13 protein-coding genes are annotated in these 15,316 nt (G+C 66.6%); 4 read left to right on the forward strand and 9 right to left on the reverse strand.

The genetic code is table 11. The features are described 5' to 3' along the window. Positions 1-68 precede the first annotated feature (68 nt). The 3 genes from ACTXG9_RS16320 to ACTXG9_RS16330 form a co-directional block, all read right to left on the reverse strand. Positions 69-1,472 (reverse strand): mannose-1-phosphate guanylyltransferase/mannose-6-phosphate isomerase, encoded by a 1,404-nt coding sequence (locus ACTXG9_RS16320; protein WP_111103793.1) that lies wholly within the window; start codon positions 1,470-1,472, stop codon positions 69-71. Positions 1,473-1,484: 12 nt separating this feature from the next. Continuing rightward, complete coding sequence (locus ACTXG9_RS16325; protein ID WP_019660974.1) at positions 1,485-2,831, reverse strand: phosphohexomutase domain-containing protein; 1,347 nt, start codon at positions 2,829-2,831, stop codon at positions 1,485-1,487. A gap of 97 nt (positions 2,832-2,928) precedes the next feature. Next, on the reverse strand, positions 2,929-5,559 hold the full coding sequence (locus tag ACTXG9_RS16330; RefSeq protein WP_111103791.1) for a DEAD/DEAH box helicase: 2,631 nt from the start codon (positions 5,557-5,559) through the stop codon (positions 2,929-2,931). A 158-nt stretch (positions 5,560-5,717) separates the two neighbouring features. On the opposite strand from ACTXG9_RS16330, the gene ACTXG9_RS16335 reads away from it, so the two are divergent. Together ACTXG9_RS16335 and ACTXG9_RS16340 are read left to right on the forward strand one after the other, a co-directional pair. Continuing rightward, entirely contained in the window at positions 5,718-6,449 is a 732-nt protein-coding gene (locus tag ACTXG9_RS16335; RefSeq protein ID WP_111103789.1) for a CoA transferase subunit A, read from the forward strand. Between the two features lies 1 nt (position 6,450). Next, entirely contained in the window at positions 6,451-7,083 is a 633-nt protein-coding gene (locus ACTXG9_RS16340) for a CoA transferase subunit B (protein WP_111103787.1), read from the forward strand. 34 nt (positions 7,084-7,117) lie between these two features. Here the strand turns inward: ACTXG9_RS16340 and ACTXG9_RS16345 are convergent, their stop codons facing one another. Further along, positions 7,118-9,172 carry a glycoside hydrolase family 99-like domain-containing protein gene (locus ACTXG9_RS16345; protein WP_188250032.1) on the reverse strand — a complete coding sequence of 685 codons (2,055 nt, stop codon included), beginning with the start codon at positions 9,170-9,172 and terminating at the stop codon, positions 7,118-7,120. A gap of 118 nt (positions 9,173-9,290) precedes the next feature. On the opposite strand from ACTXG9_RS16345, the gene ACTXG9_RS16350 reads away from it, so the two are divergent. Continuing rightward, positions 9,291-9,878 (forward strand): alpha-ketoglutarate-dependent dioxygenase AlkB family protein, encoded by a 588-nt coding sequence (locus tag ACTXG9_RS16350; RefSeq protein ID WP_188250033.1) that lies wholly within the window; start codon positions 9,291-9,293, stop codon positions 9,876-9,878. Positions 9,879-9,882: 4 nt separating this feature from the next. Here ACTXG9_RS16350 and ACTXG9_RS16355 read toward each other — a convergent pair whose 3' ends face one another. From ACTXG9_RS16355 to ACTXG9_RS16370, 4 genes are read right to left on the reverse strand one after another with little or no spacing between them, the layout of a single operon-like run. Continuing rightward, positions 9,883-10,524, reverse strand: a complete 642-nt coding sequence (locus ACTXG9_RS16355; RefSeq protein ID WP_021202701.1) for an ABC-type transport auxiliary lipoprotein family protein — start codon at positions 10,522-10,524, stop codon at positions 9,883-9,885. Then, positions 10,521-11,447: an MlaD family protein gene (locus ACTXG9_RS16360; RefSeq protein WP_019660980.1), complete on the reverse strand. Its 927-nt coding sequence runs from the start codon at positions 11,445-11,447 to the stop codon at positions 10,521-10,523. The genes ACTXG9_RS16355 and ACTXG9_RS16360 overlap by 4 nt, the downstream gene beginning before the upstream one ends. 3 nt (positions 11,448-11,450) lie before the next feature. Next, positions 11,451-12,278, reverse strand: a complete 828-nt coding sequence (locus ACTXG9_RS16365; RefSeq protein ID WP_111097812.1) for an ABC transporter ATP-binding protein — start codon at positions 12,276-12,278, stop codon at positions 11,451-11,453. A gap of 1 nt (position 12,279) precedes the next feature. Next, positions 12,280-13,401, reverse strand: coding sequence for an ABC transporter permease (locus ACTXG9_RS16370; protein ID WP_058981024.1), 1,122 nt, complete (start codon positions 13,399-13,401; stop codon positions 12,280-12,282). Positions 13,402-13,493: 92 nt separating this feature from the next. On the opposite strand from ACTXG9_RS16370, the gene ACTXG9_RS16375 reads away from it, so the two are divergent. After that, positions 13,494-14,753 (forward strand): threonine/serine exporter family protein, encoded by a 1,260-nt coding sequence (locus tag ACTXG9_RS16375; RefSeq protein WP_019660983.1) that lies wholly within the window; start codon positions 13,494-13,496, stop codon positions 14,751-14,753. 110 nt (positions 14,754-14,863) lie between these two features. Here the strand turns inward: ACTXG9_RS16375 and ACTXG9_RS16380 are convergent, their stop codons facing one another. Then, positions 14,864-15,247, reverse strand: coding sequence for an H-NS histone family protein (locus ACTXG9_RS16380; RefSeq protein ID WP_010480700.1), 384 nt, complete (start codon positions 15,245-15,247; stop codon positions 14,864-14,866). Between the last annotated feature and the right edge of the window lie 69 nt (positions 15,248-15,316).

Raw genomic sequence — 15,316 nt, forward strand, 5'->3', positions numbered from 1 at the left:
GGCGGCGTGCCGACCAACGGTCGGCACCCACCCCGACCAACGGTCGGTCGCCTCCAGCGGGCGCCGGGTCAGCTGCGCCCGTAGGTATCCTCGAAGCGCACGATGTCGTCCTCGCCAAGGTAGCTGCCGGACTGCACTTCGATCAGTTCCAGCGGCAGCTTGCCCGGGTTGCGCAGGCGATGGGTCACGCCCAGCGGGATGTACGTGCTCTGGTTTTCGCTGAGCAGGATCACTTCGTCGCCGCGGGTCACTTCTGCGGTGCCGCTGACCACGATCCAGTGCTCGGCGCGGTGATGATGCATCTGCAGGCTGAGTGTGCCGCCGGGCTTGACCGTGATGCGCTTGACCTGGAAGCGTGCACCATTGTCGATTGAATCGTACGCGCCCCACGGGCGGTAGACCTTGCGATGCCACGTGGCCTCGCTGCGGCCTTCGGACTTCAGCTGACCAACAACGGTCTTGACCTCCTGCATGCGGTCGGCCCTGCCGACCAGCACCGCGTCGTCGGTCTCGACGACAATCACGTCATCCAGGCCGACCAGTGCCACCAGGCGCTGTGCATAGGCATAGGTGTTGCGGCAGTCGATGGCGATCACATCGCCCTGGTGGGCGTTGCCATCGCCGTCCTGCTGCGAGACATCGCGCAGGGCTGTCCACGAGCCGACATCGTTCCAGCCGGCGTCCAACGGAATCACCACGGCGTCGGCGGTTTTTTCCATCACGGCATAGTCGATGGAATCAGAGGGAACGGCGGCGAAGGCGTCCTTGTCCAGGCGGGTGAAATCCGAATCGCGGCGGGCCTGCTGCCAGGCCTGGCGGCTGCCGGCCAGCATGCCGGGCTGGAAGCGCTCCAGTTCCTGCAGGTAGCGCGAGGCCTTGAACAGGAACATGCCGCTGTTCCAGTAATACTGGCCGCTGCTGACGTAACCGCTGGCGGTCTCGAGGTCGGGCTTTTCGACAAAGCGCTCGACCGCACGCAGACCCTGCCCATCGGCGGCCTTGATATAGCCGTAGCCGGTTTCCGGACCGGTCGGCACGATGCCGAAGGTCACCAGCTTGCCGGTTTCGGCGGCACTGGCGGCGGCCTGCACGGCGCTGCGGAAGGCGGCTTCGTCGGTGATCACATGGTCCGAGGGCAGCACCAGCAGCAGCGCATCGGCCCCGTCGCGGGTGGCTTCCAGGGCTGCGACCGCGATTGCCGGCGCCGTGTTGCGGCCAACCGGTTCCAGAATGATGGCCGCCGGCTCGGCGCCGACCTGCTGCAGCTGCTCGGCAGCGACAAAGCGGTGCTCCTCGTTGGCGATCACCAGCGGGCCATGCGCGGCGATCGGCGCCACCCGTTTCCAAGTGGCCTGCAGCATCGTCAGTTCGCCCGCCAACGGCAGGAACTGCTTCGGGTACGCCTCGCGCGACAGCGGCCACAGGCGGGTCCCGGAGCCACCGGACAGAATGACGGGCTGGATGATGCTCATGGTCGTCCTTGATTACTGCTGGATTAGGCGGGAAATTTCGTCGGTACGCGCCTGCATCAGCGCGGCGTCACCACGGGCTTCGACATTCAGGCGCAGCAGCGGTTCGGTGTTGGAGCTGCGCAGGTTGAAGCGCCAGCCGCCGAAGTCGGCACTGATGCCGTCGGTGTGATCCAGTACCGGTGATTGCGCCGCGAAGTGCTCCATCACGCGGGCCACGGCAGCCTTGGCATCGGCCACCTTGAAGTTGATCTCGCCACTGCACGGATAGGCCGCCATGCGGTCTTCGACCCACTCGGCCAGTGAGCGGCCGCTCTCGGAGATCAGCTGCGCGATCAGCAGCCACGGGATCATGCCGGAGTCGGCATAGGCGAACTCGCGGAAATAGTGGTGGGCGCTCATCTCGCCACCGTACACGGCGTCTTCGGCGCGCATCTTTTCCTTGATGAAGGCATGGCCGCTCTTGCACTGCACCGGCACACCGCCCGCCTGTTCGACCATATCCACGGTGTTCCAGACCAGGCGCGGGTCATGCACGACCTTGCCGCCGGGATTGCGTGCCAGGATCGCCTTGGCCAGCAGACCGACCAGGTAGTAGCCCTCGATGAAGCGGCCGGTGTGGTCGAAGAAGAAGCAGCGGTCGAAGTCACCGTCCCAGGCAATGCCGAAATCGGCACCGTGTTCACGCACCGCATCGGCGGTGGCGGCGCGGTTCTCCGGCAGCAGCGGGTTGGGAATGCCGTTGGGGAAGCTGCCGTCCGGTTCGTGGCAGATGCGGATGAACTCGAACGGCAGGTGCGGGGCCAGCAGGTCGACGATCGCGCCCGCGCCGCCGTTACCGGCATTCACCACCAGCTTCAGCGGCTTGAGCCTGCTGGCATCGACATAGCTGAGCAGGTGCTGGATGTAGGCGCTCTTGTCGTGCTGGGCAACCTGCCCGGCACGCGGCGGCTGGGCCTCGGACGTATCGGCGGAAACCGCGTCGGAGATTGCGAACAGGCCGGTATCGGAGCTGATCGGCCGGGCATTCTCCTTGACCAGCTTCATGCCGTTGTAATCCATCGGGTTGTGGCTGGCGGTGACCATCACGCCGCCGGCCGCGCCCAGATGGTCGGTCTGGAAATAGACTTCTTCCGTGCCGCACAGGCCGATGTCGATCACCTCGCGCCCGGTACCACGCAGGCCGGTGGCCAGTGCATCCTGCAGCGCCGGGCTGGTCAGGCGCACATCGTGGCCGAGGACCACTGGACCGGGAGCGAGCTGCGCGGCCAAGGCGACGCCGATGCGGCGGGCCAGGTCTTCGTTCAGTTCTTCCGGCACACGGCCGCGGATATCGTAGGCCTTGAAGGCGGGCAGGGGCATCGATCAGTTCCTTTGTGAGCTCAGTCCCCAATTGTAGTCCCAGTCATGTATGGGAATCGTTTCCATCGGGGAACGCCACCTGACTGGCGTCCGGAGGTCAGCTTCGCGTCGACCGCTTGCCCGCTTTGCGCAAACGCTTGCCGGGCAGGCCCGGCAACGGCGCCAGCAGCGCCTGCACGTCTTCTTCGCTGAAGCGTGGCCCCGTAGCGCCGCCGCCTTCGAGAATGGCGTCGGCCAGCGTGGCCTTGCGCTCCTGCAGCTCGGCAATCCGTTCTTCGATGCTGCCTGCGGCGATCAGCCGGTAAACGAACACCGGCTGCTGCTGGCCGATGCGATGGGCGCGATCGCTGGCCTGGTTTTCGGCCGCCGGATTCCACCACGGGTCGAAGTGGATGACGGTATCGGCGGCGGTCAGGTTCAACCCGACGCCACCTGCCTTCAGGCTGATCAGGAATACCGGCACCTCGCCCTGCATGAAGCGCTGCACCGGCGTGGCCCGGTCCTGGGTGTCGCCGGTCAGGGTCACATAGGCCAAGCCCAGCTGATCCAGTGCCTGCGCGATCAGCGCGAGCATGCCGGTGAACTGCGAGAACAGCAGGATGCGCCGGCCTTCCTCGACCATCGACGGCAGCATCTCGCGCAGCAGGTCCAGCTTGGCTGAGCCCGCATTGCGCGCCGGGGCATCACCAGGCAGCAGGCGCGGATCGCAGCAGACCTGGCGCAGCTTCAGCAACGCATCCAGTACCACGATGTGGCTGCGCGCCAGCCCGCTGCCGCTGATGGCTTCGCGCACCTGCTTTTCCATCGCTGCGCGCACGGTTTCATAGAGATCACGCTGGCCGCTCTCCATTTCCACCGCGCGGGTAATGACGGTCTTGGGCGGAAGCTCTGACGCCACCTGGTCCTTGCGCCGGCGCAGTATGAACGGACGCAGCCGTTGCGCCAGCAAGGTGGCGCGGCGGTGGTCGCTGCCACGTTCGATCGGATGGCGCCAATGCTGGTTGAACTGTTTCTCGCTGCCTAGCAGGCCGGGCAGCAGGAAGTCGAACTGCGTCCACAGTTCGCCCAGGTGGTTTTCCAGCGGCGTGCCGGTCAGGCACAGCCGGTGGCGCGCCTGCAGCGTGCGCAGGGTGATGGCCGCGCGTGACTTCGGATTCTTCACCTGCTGGGCTTCATCCAGAATCAGCAGATGGTAGGTATGTGCCTGCAGCGCCTGCTCGTCGCGCCACAGCAGAGGGTAGGTGGTCAGTACAAGGTCGTGCCCGGGAATCGCCTCGAACAGCGTTTCACGTGCCGGCCCGTGCAGGGTCAGCACGCGCAGGCCCGGGGTGAAGCGTGCCGCTTCGCTCTGCCAGTTGTGCAGCAGCGAAGTGGGCACCACCAGCAGCGTCGGACGGTCCAGGCGACCGGCTTCCTTCTCGACCAGCACATGCGCCAGCGTCTGCACGGTTTTGCCCAGGCCCATGTCATCGGCCAGCACGCCCCCCAGGCCCTGCTGGCGCAGGTACTGCAGCCACGACAGGCCTTCGCGCTGATAGGGACGCAGCGTTGCCACCAGCCCTGCCGGCGGCGGCACTTCGCCCAATGCGGGTGCCTGCATCAGCCGCTGCACCAGTGCCTGGGTGTCCTTGCGCCCGCGGAACTGCAGGCGCGCCGTGTCCTGCAGCGCCTGCAGGCGGCCACGGTCAAGCACAGACAGGCGCAGCGGCGCGCCACGCTGGGCGAACAGATCCGTCAACAGGGCCATGATCGGTTTCAGTCGTGCGGCCCGCAATGCCAGGCGCGTGTTGTCGCCCGCCATCAACAGAATGTTCTCATCATCGCCGATGGCGTCCAGCTGGCCACGCATCCAGCGGGGATCGGACTGCAGCACCTGCTGCAGCAGCGGAACCATCGACACGTTGCGGCCTTCCACCTGGATGTCCAGGCCCAAGTTGAACCAGCCCGCATCCGCCGGGTCCGCCTGGATGTCCAGGTCGATCTCATCCACCCGGGTTATGCGATGGCGGAAATCGTCGTCGGTCTCTACCTTCCAGCCCAAGGCTTCCAGGCGCGGTACGTCGTCCAGCAGGAACCGTGTCCAGTCATGGGTGCGCAGCTGGAACTGAGGTCCTGCGCCCTCCAATGGCGCCCGCGGCGCCGTGTCGCGATGCAGTCCCACCGTGCGCAGCTCGGCCTCGCGCCGTGATTCCTCGGCCAGGTCGCGGGGCAGCAGCGCAAGCTGGCCCTCCGGATCGTGGGCGAACAGGCTCGGATCATCCAGGAACCGCACGTGCTCGTCGTATTCGAAGGCCACGGTGGCGATATCGGCCCATTGCGAAGGGTCGCGTGGGCCGAGCCACGGCGGACGGAACTCGACCGTGTGCAGGCGCAGGACGGGGGTCATCGAACGGATCAGCAGCGTTGGCAGCGTGCTGCTGTCGTCGGGCATGGGGGGCGTATGGTCGATCTGCTGCAGCATCTGCGCCAGCACAGCCGCCACGTGCATGCAGTCGTGGCCGAGCGGGCAGGAACACCGGTTGCGCAGCAGGCTGCGCGGATGGCGAAGACTGGCGGCCAGGTCGATCTCCACCCGGTAGGAGTACTTGGCCGGGATCTTTACCTCAGCGACCAGAATGTCACCGAACAGACGCATGCTATGGACTTCCGACAGGCCATGGTCGCTCATTTCCAGCGTCCGGCCTTCCATCCAGCGGAGCAGGTCTTCTTCGGTGTAGGTATGGGCCATCAACGAGGGTGGGGCGGGCACGGGGCCGGCCATTGGCAGGGGAACCCGGCATTCTACGGAACCCTGTGCGATGCCCGTGCAATGCTGCGGCGCATCCAGGCCCTTCGCCGCCCTCCAGCTAGAATGCGGTCATCCTCAACGTGCAGGGTAGTACAGCAATGCAGCAATCGACTTCCACCGGCAAGCGCAGCAAGCGCTTCGCCAGTGCGGCGGAGGCCCTGCAAGGGGTGGTCGCCGATGGCCAGACGCTGGCCGTGGGCGGCTTCGGCCTGTGTGGCATTCCCGAGGCATTGATCGCCGCGCTGCGCGACAGTGGCGTCAAGGGCCTGACCGTGATCTCCAACAATGCCGGCGTTGATGGTTTCGGTCTGGGCCAGCTGCTGGAAACCCGGCAGATAAAGAAGATGATTTCGTCCTATGTGGGCGAGAACAAGGAGTTCGAGCGGCAGTTCCTGGCCGGCGAGCTCGAGCTGGAATTCAACCCGCAGGGCACCCTGGCCGAACGCCTGCGTGCCGGCGGCGCAGGCATTCCGGCGTTCTTCACCGCCACCGGCTATGGCACTGTGGTGGCCGAAGGCAAGGAAACCCGCGAGTTCGACGGCAAGCACTACGTGATGGAAACCGCGCTGCGCGCCGATGTGGCACTGGTCAAGGCCTGGAAGGCCGACGAGGCCGGCAACCTGGTGTTCCGCAAGACCGCGCGCAACTTCAACCCCGCCTGTGCGATGGCCGGCAAGGTCTGCATCGTGGAAGTGGAAGAGGTGGTGCCGGTGGGTGCCATCGATCCGGACCAGGTGCACCTGCCGGGCATCTTCGTGCACCGCATCGTGCACAACCCGCATCCTGAGAAGCGTATCGAACAGCGCACCATCCGCGCGGAGGGCAACTGACATGGCGTGGACCCGCGATGAGATGGCGGCGCGTGCCGCCCGCGAACTGACCGATGGTGCCTACGTGAACCTGGGCATCGGCCTGCCGACCCTGGTCGCCAACCACATCCCCGAAGGCGTGGACGTGTGGCTGCAGTCGGAGAACGGCCTGCTGGGCATCGGGCCGTTCCCGACCGAAGCCGAGGTCGATGCCGACCTGATCAATGCCGGCAAGCAGACCGTCACCGCGCGTGCCGGTGCCAGCTACTTCGGCAGCCACGACAGCTTTGCGATGATCCGTGGCGGTCACGTCAATCTCGCCATCCTCGGCGCCATGCAGGTCACCGACAAGGGCGACCTGGCCAACTGGATGGTGCCCGGCAAGATGGTCAAGGGCATGGGCGGCGCGATGGACCTGGTCGCCGGCGTGCAGCGCGTGGTGGTGTTGATGGAGCACACCGCCAAGAACGGTGAGCACAAGATCCTGGCCGAATGCACGCTCCCGCTGACGGGTGTTGGCGTGGTCGACCGGATCATCACCGACCTGGCGGTGTTCGACGTGACTGACAAGGGCCTGCTGCTGGTGGAGGCCGCGCCGGGTGTCAGTGATGACGAGCTGAAGGAAAAGACCGGCGTCGCATTCCAGCGCGGCTGATCGATACGGGCAAGGGGGGCGCGTTGTGCCCCCTTCAACGTCGGCCGCGTCGGGCGTAGGCGTACTCGTCGCTGCTGGCATCGGCCTCGCCGAGGCAGGCTGCGGCCGTCGCGACGCGCAGTCCAGCGTGTTCGCAGCAGGCACCCAGTACACGTTCAATGGCGTGGGCCAGCGTTCCATCGATCTGGCCCTGCTCGATGTCGAATGCGCTGCGATACAGGTGCGCGTCCAACAATGGGCGCAGGGCCTGCAGCCGCCACCAGCCCATACTGCCGGCGCCGAATAGACTGGTGTCCACGGGCTTTTCCAGTCCAAGCCACGCCTGCAGCCGTGCCAGTAGGGGGGCATTGCCACCGACGAATTCGGCAACGGGAAGCAGATGCCCTTCGGCGACCACCATGCCCAGGGCGGGGTCGGCCTGGAATGCGGCATGGATGCGTGCGGCACGTCCTCCCCGGACCAGCCGTTGCAGTAGTTCCTGCCGCCACTGATCGCCATCTGTGCGATGGGTCGAGCGTTTCGTGTGCAGTTTCAGCACGACGTCGTGGCCCGTCTGCAGCAACCGCTCGGCAACTTCCAGGAACGGAAGTATGTCGCGACCGTGGTTGTCGACGGCCACGACCTCACCCTCAAGCCCATGCGCCGCCAAGGCCTGCCGGACCTGATCCATCTGCTGCACCGGGGTGGTCACCACGATTGCCCACTCCAGTGCCGCCTCGCGCAGTGCGGTCAACACTTCCGGCAGCGTTTCCAGATACCAGGCGTGCAGATGCACTGCCGGTACCAGGCCGGAGGGCGGTGCTGGCACCAGAGCATCGCGCGTGGCCTGCAGCCAGGCATGCCCCAGCCGCGCATCCGGTTCCAGCACCGCACCTTCGGCCCATTCGTTCCATGCGTTTATGAACACCAGTCGCTGCGCCGGCGGTGCTGCGGAGAGGCGTTCATGGATCGTGGTGCGCAGCCAATCGCGGTAGCCACGCGGAGAGGCGTGCAGGTAGACGCGGCCACGACCGGAACGACGAGCCTCGTTGTCCCAGCCGGGGTTCACGCCGGGGTACAGCGGATAGTCCGGCAGCGGCCGCGCCGCGATGTCGGTGGCCAGTTCGCGCCAGTCGCGGACATCGCCATTGAAATCTGGATTGAGCAGCCACTGTTGCGCCGACAACGAGCGTGGGTTGCTCATGTTCGGCGGGAATTCGACAGCGGCATCGAAGCCGATGTCGCGCGGGTCGGGGCGTTCGAAGCCCTGCACATAGGCCAGGTGGATCTTGCCTACACCGTTGTCGCGGCACCAGCGGCGCCAGCGCTCGGCGGTGGCGCGTGCATCGGGCAGCAGGTTCGGGCGGTAGACCAGCAGCATGGGCCGGCCATCGACCTTCAGCGCACGGCGATCGCGCAGGTACGGCGCCACGTGGGTGATGAAGGCCAGGTCGTCGGCGGCGCTGTGCTGCTGGCCGATCAGGATGTCGTCGTCGCGGCCATCCCAGCGGCGTGCCCAGTTTTCATTGGCCCAGCACAGGCAGAACGGCAGTTCGATGCTGTCGTCGGCCAGCCATTGGCGCAGCGGGTCTTCCATCAGCGTGCGGCCGCTGAACCAGTAGTAATAGAAGCAGAACGCGCCGATGCCATGCTCGGCGGCAAGCCGCGCCTGGTCACGCATCACCTGCGGGTTGCGCAGGTCATAGAAACCCAGATCGGCCGGAAGCCGCGGTTGGATGTGGCCTTCGAACTGTGGCAGCGCGCGGGTGACGTTGCGCCATTCGGTGAACCCCTTGCCCCACCATGTGTCATTCTCGGGGAAGGTGTGGAACTGTGGCAGGTAGAACGCGACCAGTGTGGCGGGCATCGGATCCGGCAGCGCAGCCTTCTGGTGCGGGCGGTAGCCGATCGCGGCCTCGTCGGCGCGCCAGCGGAGTTGCGCACTGGCCCGTGTAGCACCCGCGTCCTGCTGTCCCTTTGGCGGCGAGGGTACCCAGTCGCCGTGCCGTGCCAACAGCCGTGTGCGCAACCGGTCGCGCTGCGCCTGCGGCAGCGGCAAGGCCCGGAACACGGCGCGCAGCAACGGGAACAGCAATTGGCGCAGGCTCATCGGATGGGGCCCCGGCAAGTCAGGCAATCGGATGGTATCGGCATCTGGGAAACAGTCATGGGGCCATTTTCGACGTTGCTGGCCACGACGGCAAACGCCGGCGTGCTAGCGTGTGGCCATGCTGTTCCCCTACGACCTGCCCGGTGCCGACGTCCAGCTCCTGCCGGGCTGGCTGGCTGCGGCCGATGCCGACCGGCTCGTGTCCACACTGCACGCCGAAGTTCCGTGGGAGGTCCATCGCATCCGCATGTTCGGCAACTGGGTGGATTCGCCAAGGCTGAGCTGCTGGATTGGCGATCCGCAGGCGCGCTACCGCTATTCCGGGGCTGAATTCGTGCCGCACCCATGGCCACCCGCGTTGCAGGCCGTGCGTGAGCGCTTGCAGGCAGATGGCTTCGGCCACTTCAACAGCGTACTGCTGAACCGCTATCGCGGCGGCGGCGACTACATGGGATGGCACAGCGATGACGAGCCGGAGTTGGGTCCGGCCCCGGTGATTGCGTCGCTGAGTCTGGGCGCATCGCGTCGATTCCTGCTGCGCCGGCGCGATGATCCGGCGCGCAAGGCCGAGTACCTGCTCGGCCACGGCGATCTGCTGGTAATGGCGGGGCAGACGCAGAGGTTCTACCAGCACGCGCTTCCGAAGATGGCGCGGGTGCAGGGTGAGCGGATCAACCTGACGTTCCGCTGGATTGCGCCGCGCTGATCGATCAGCGCGCGACGTTAGGCTGGTCGGCCTGCCCGCTCACCAGTGTCCACCCCACCACATCCTGCGCCAGCTGCTGCAGGCCACGTTCGAACGCCGCGGTCACCGCCGGTACGTCGGTGCTGCCGACCGGCTGCGCCTGGCGGAACGTACGGTCGGCCACCACGCGCTGGTCGGCGACGTGGATCAGCTTGGCGTTGACCTCGATCACCACGGTCGGCGTGGCCTGGCCCTGGTAATCCGATTCGAAGCGGCGCACGTCGGTGGACAGCTTGTAGTCGGCACGGATGCCGGCGGTGCTGCGCGCCACGCCGCGGATGCGCCCGGAATCCTCGAAGCCGCGCAGCAGGGTGTCCTCGATCATGTCGGTGGCCGGCTGTGCCCAGCTGGCGCCCTTGTAGATTTCCATCTGCGAGGGCGTCGGCCGCACATTGATGCGCGGGCTGTCGACCAGGCGCGCGGCGCTCGGCTTGGCCAGTACCAGCTGCCAGCTGGCCTGTGGCCACGCCGGGTCGGCCTTCACCTGCACCGAGGGCGAGTACAGCGTCACTGCGGTTTTCTCGCTGCTGCCAAGGATGGAGCAGCCGCCCAGCAGGGCGACCATCGAAGCGGCCAGCAGCAGGCGCGGAAGGGGGGGCGGGCTCATTTGGGTTCGAACTCCTTCGGTGCGTCGCGGCCCAGCAGGTAGCGCGCGGGGTTGTTCTCGAGGCGATCGCTGACCCGGCGCAGGTCGCGGATCAGGCCGCGCAGCTCGGTCAGCGTCGGGCCGAGCTGGCCGAGGCCATCATTGGCGAAGCTGTTGATCGCGGCGCGGTTCTCGCCAAGGATCGAATCGGCGTTGCCGGCGGCCGAGTCGAGCTTGGCCAGGGTGGCATCGAGCTTGTCGATGATGCCCGGCAGCTGCTGCACCAGGTTCCTGTCCAGGCGCTCGATGGTGCCGTTGGTGGTCTTCAGCGTGGTGTCCAGGCTGCGGGCGGCATCGCGCGCGCTGAGCAGCAGCGCCTGGGTACCCTGGTCGCGGTCGGCCAGGCCACCGCTGATGGTCTCCAGGTTGGCCAGCGTGGCATTGATCGAGGCTACATTGCGGTCGCTGAGGATCTGGTCCATGCGCTCGACGATGCGGTTGGCAACATCGGTGATGTTCTGCAGCGCCGACGGCGTGGTCGGTATGATCGGTGCCGGGTCCTTGTTGACTGTGGTCAGCGCCGGCGACTGCGGCGTACCGCCGCTGAGCTGGATGATCGACGGGCCGGTGAGGCTGGTGATCGCCAGCTTGGCGCGGGTATCGGTCTTGACCGGCGTGGTCGAGTTCAGGCGGATGCGTGCGACCACCTGGCGCGGGTCGTCCGGCACCAGGTTCAGTTCGACGATCGACCCGACCGCGATGCCGTTGTACTGCACCGGGCTGCCCACCGACAGGCCGGTCACCGCCTCGCGGAACACCACGCGGTATTCCTGCCAGGTGCGGTCGGAAGAGTACTTGGCCGCCCACAGGCCGAACGCCAGCAGGGCCAGGCCGGTGATCAGGGTGAACGCGCCGATCAGCACGTAGTTGGCTTTGGTTTCCATGGCTCAGGCACTCTCGATCTGTTCGCCACGCGCGGCGCGCGCGCGGGGTCCGTGGAAGTATTCCTGGATCCACGGATGATCCAGTTTCTCGATTTCCGGGAGGGGCGCGTTGGCAACGACCCTGCGGTCGGCCAGCACGGCCACGCGGTCGCAGATGGCGTACAGGGTGTCCAGGTCGTGGGTGATCAGGAACACGGTCAGCCCCAGCGCTTCCTGCAGGGTCTTGATCAGTCGGTCGAACGCGGCCGCGCCGATCGGGTCGAGGCCGGCGGTGGGTTCGTCCAGGAACAGCAGCGGCGGGTCCAGCGCCAGCGCCCGGGCCAGGCCGGCGCGCTTGCGCATGCCGCCGGACAGCTGCGAGGGCAGCTTGTTGATCGCGTCGGCGGGCAGGCCGGCCAGCTTCACCTTCAGCAGTGCCAGCTCGTAATGCCAGCGCTCGGGCAGTTCGCGGTGGTGTTCCTTCAGCGGCACCTGCACGTTCTCGCCCACGGTCAGTGACGAAAACAGTGCGCCGTCCTGGAACAGCACGCCGGTGTTGCGTTCGATGTGCAGGCGGCTCTCGGCGTCGTCGGCACGCGCGTCGCGGCCCAGCACTTCGATCTGGCCTTCGTCGGGCGTGCGCAGGCCCAGGATGGAGCGCATCAGCACCGACTTGCCGGTGCCGGAGCCACCGACCACGCCCAGGATCTCGCCGCGACGCACGTCCAGGTCCAGGTCTTCGTGCACGGTCTGGCTGCCGAAACGGTTGACCAGGCCGCGCACGCGGATGGCCAGCTCGTGGCCGTCGTCGTCCTGCATGGGAATGTCTCCGGGCGTCGGATGCGTGCTCATGTCACCAGCCCATGTGCATGAACCACAACGCCGCGAAGGCGTCGATGATGATCACCAGCGAGATCGTCTGCACCACGCTGGAAGTAGTGCGTTCGCCTACCGACTGTGCCGTGCCTTCGACCTTCAGGCCTTCCAGGCAGCCGATCAGGCCGATCACCAGCGCGAATACCGGCGCCTTCGACAGGCCGACCAGCATGTGCCGCACCTCCATGGTCTCGTGCATGCGCGCGATGTACATCTGCGGCGGGATGTCGAGGTCGAACGCACCGACGGTGATGCCGCCGGCCAGGCCGGCGATCATCGCGATGAAGGTCAGCAGGGGCAGGGTGACCAGCAACGCCAGCAAGCGAGGCAGCACCAGCAGGTCGACCGGGTCCAGGCCCAGCGTGCGCATCGCATCGATTTCCTCGCGCGCCTTCATCGCGCCGATCTGTGCGGTGAAGGCGCTGGCGGTACGGCCGGCCAGCACGATCGCGGTCAGCAGCACCGCGAACTCGCGCAGGAAGGCGATGTTGACCAGTTCGACCACGTAGATCTCGGCGCCGAAGTCGCGCAGGATGGTTGAGCCGAGGAAGGCGATCACCGCACCGACCAGGTAGGACAGCAGTGCCACCAGCGGCACCGCATCCAGCCCGACCTGCTCCATCTGGTGCACGGTGGCGGTAAGGCGGAAGCGGCGCGGTTCCTTGACCAGGCGGGCCGCCTTGACCAGGTTCTCGCCGAGGAAACTGCACAGCGCCTTGATGTTGTGGCCTGTGGCATGGACGCTGACACCCAGCCGCTCCAGTGCCGCCAGCACGCCGAAGTCGCGCTTGGGCTTGGGCCGGTCGTCGGCGACTTCCTCGATGGTGCACACCAGCGCCTGGTGATCCGCGCGGAACTTCAGTGCGTCTTCGCCGAGGTCGGCGCGATGGGCCACGCGCAGCACCTGCAGCACGCCGGCCGAATCCATCTTCTCGATGGCGGTGGCATCGATGCCGGTCAGCGTGTCAGGAACGCCACGCAGGACCTCGGCCGCGGCCAGCGCGGTCTTCAAGGTCCAGGTGCCGGACAGGCGGATCACGCCCGGATCATGGGCGTCCTGTTCGAGCTGGGGGGCGTGGTTCGGGGTCACTTGGGCCATTCCGGTCGCAGCATAACCGTTCTGTATTGGCCATCGCGTCGAACTCGGATGAATTTCTCCGGTCAGGCCCCGCCTAGGTAATACTACGGCGCATGTCCGCAGATGCTCACACGATCCCCACGCCCCAGGCCACCTACGCGCAGCGGGTGGCCTTCGTTTCCGAGATCGCCGGACGCCTGCACAGCTATGGCACCACGGCCCAGCGCCTGGAAACGGCGGTGGTGGCACTGGCTCGCCAGCTCGACCTGGATTGTGAACCGTGGTCGAACCCCACCGGCATCATCCTCAGCTTCAGCGATCCGGCGCAGGCGATCGGCTCCAGTGACATCACCCGGGTGATCCGCCTGGCGCCCGGCGAGAACGACCTGCACAAGCTCAGCGTCGCCGACCATATTGCCGAAGAAGTGGCCAACGGCCGGATGAGCATCGCCCAGGGCCACACCGCGCTGCGCCAGCTGGACAAGGATCCGGGCCGGCGCGGCAAGCTGCGCACGATCCTCTCGTTCACCCTTGGCGCGGCCGGCGTGGCCGGCATGTGGAAGCTGCCGTGGCTGGACATTGCGACCGCCGGTGTCATCGGCCTGATGATCGGCCTGCTCGGCATGGTCACCGACCGTCGCCCGGCCACCCGCGAAGCCGCCGAGGCACTGGCCGCGCTGTTGGCCGGCCTGGTCGCCACCCTGGTTGCGTCCTTTATTGGTGCGCTCAACCTCAACACGGTGATCATCGCCTCGCTGGTAGTGCTGCTGCCCGGCATGTCGCTGACCAATGCGGTCAACGAACTGGCCAGCCAGCACTGGGTATCGGGCACCGCGCGCTTTGCCGGCGCGCTGACCACCATCATGAAGCTCAGCGTCGGCGCGATGATCGCGGTGACCCTGGCCGACGTGCTCGGCCTCGACCCGGTGATCCGCGCGGCTCGGCCGCAGGGGCCGTGGGTGGAGTGGGGCTCGCTGCTGACCGCGGCATTCGCGTTCGCGATGCTGTTCAAGGCCAATCGTCGCGACTATCCGTGGGTGATTGCCGCCTCGGTGGCCGGTTATGCGATCTCCAAGTTTGGCGGCCACGCCTGGGGCGCGCCGGCCGGCATCTTCCTGTCGGCGATGCTGCTGACGGCCGGTGGCAATCTGTTCGGTCGTCTGGTCGGGCGTCCGGGCGCGATCATCCGCCTGCCCGGCATCATCATGATGGTGCCCGGCAGCACCAGCCTGCGCGGCGTGCTGACCCTGGTCCAGCAGCAGGACGTGGGCGCCGGCCAGAGCGTGTTCCTTACCGTGCTCAACGTGGTGATGGCACTGGTGGCCGGCCTGCTGTTCGGCAATCTGCTGATGCCCGCCCGCAAGACTCTGTAGAGCCGAGCCCATGCTCGGCTTCGGATATGGATAGCCGAGCGTGGGCTCGGCTCTACAAACAAAAAAACGCCGGCTTTCGCCGGCGTTTTTCATTGCATCCCGATCCGGCCTCAGGCCTTCTTGATCAGGAAATCTTCCGGCTTCTTGTTGCCCTTGGCAGTCAGCTCAGCCATCCAGCGCGGCTGCTTGCCACGGCCGGTCCAGGTTTCCTTGGGGTTGGCCGGGTTGCGGTACTTCGGGGCAACCTTGCCCAGCTTGCGGCCGGCGGTCTTCGACGGGGCCTTGGCGGCCGGAGCGGCCTTGCGGGCACGCGTGGCCGGGGCGCTGCCGAACAGTTCTTCGATGGTGTAACCCTCGGTCTTGGCCAGCTTGGTCAGCTGGGCCCGGACCTTGGTGATCGGCCGGCGCTTGGCGACGATGGTCTGCTGCTTCTTGGCGGTACGGATCAGGGCGCCCAGCTCGCGTGCTGACAGGCCGGTCAGGTCAATGCTCATTTACGGTTACTCCGGAAACTAATGTGTGGACGGGACAAGCCAGTCCATGGCGTCGGCGGACAGAATAGA

The organism is Stenotrophomonas maltophilia group sp. LNF247, assembly GCF_054083135.1.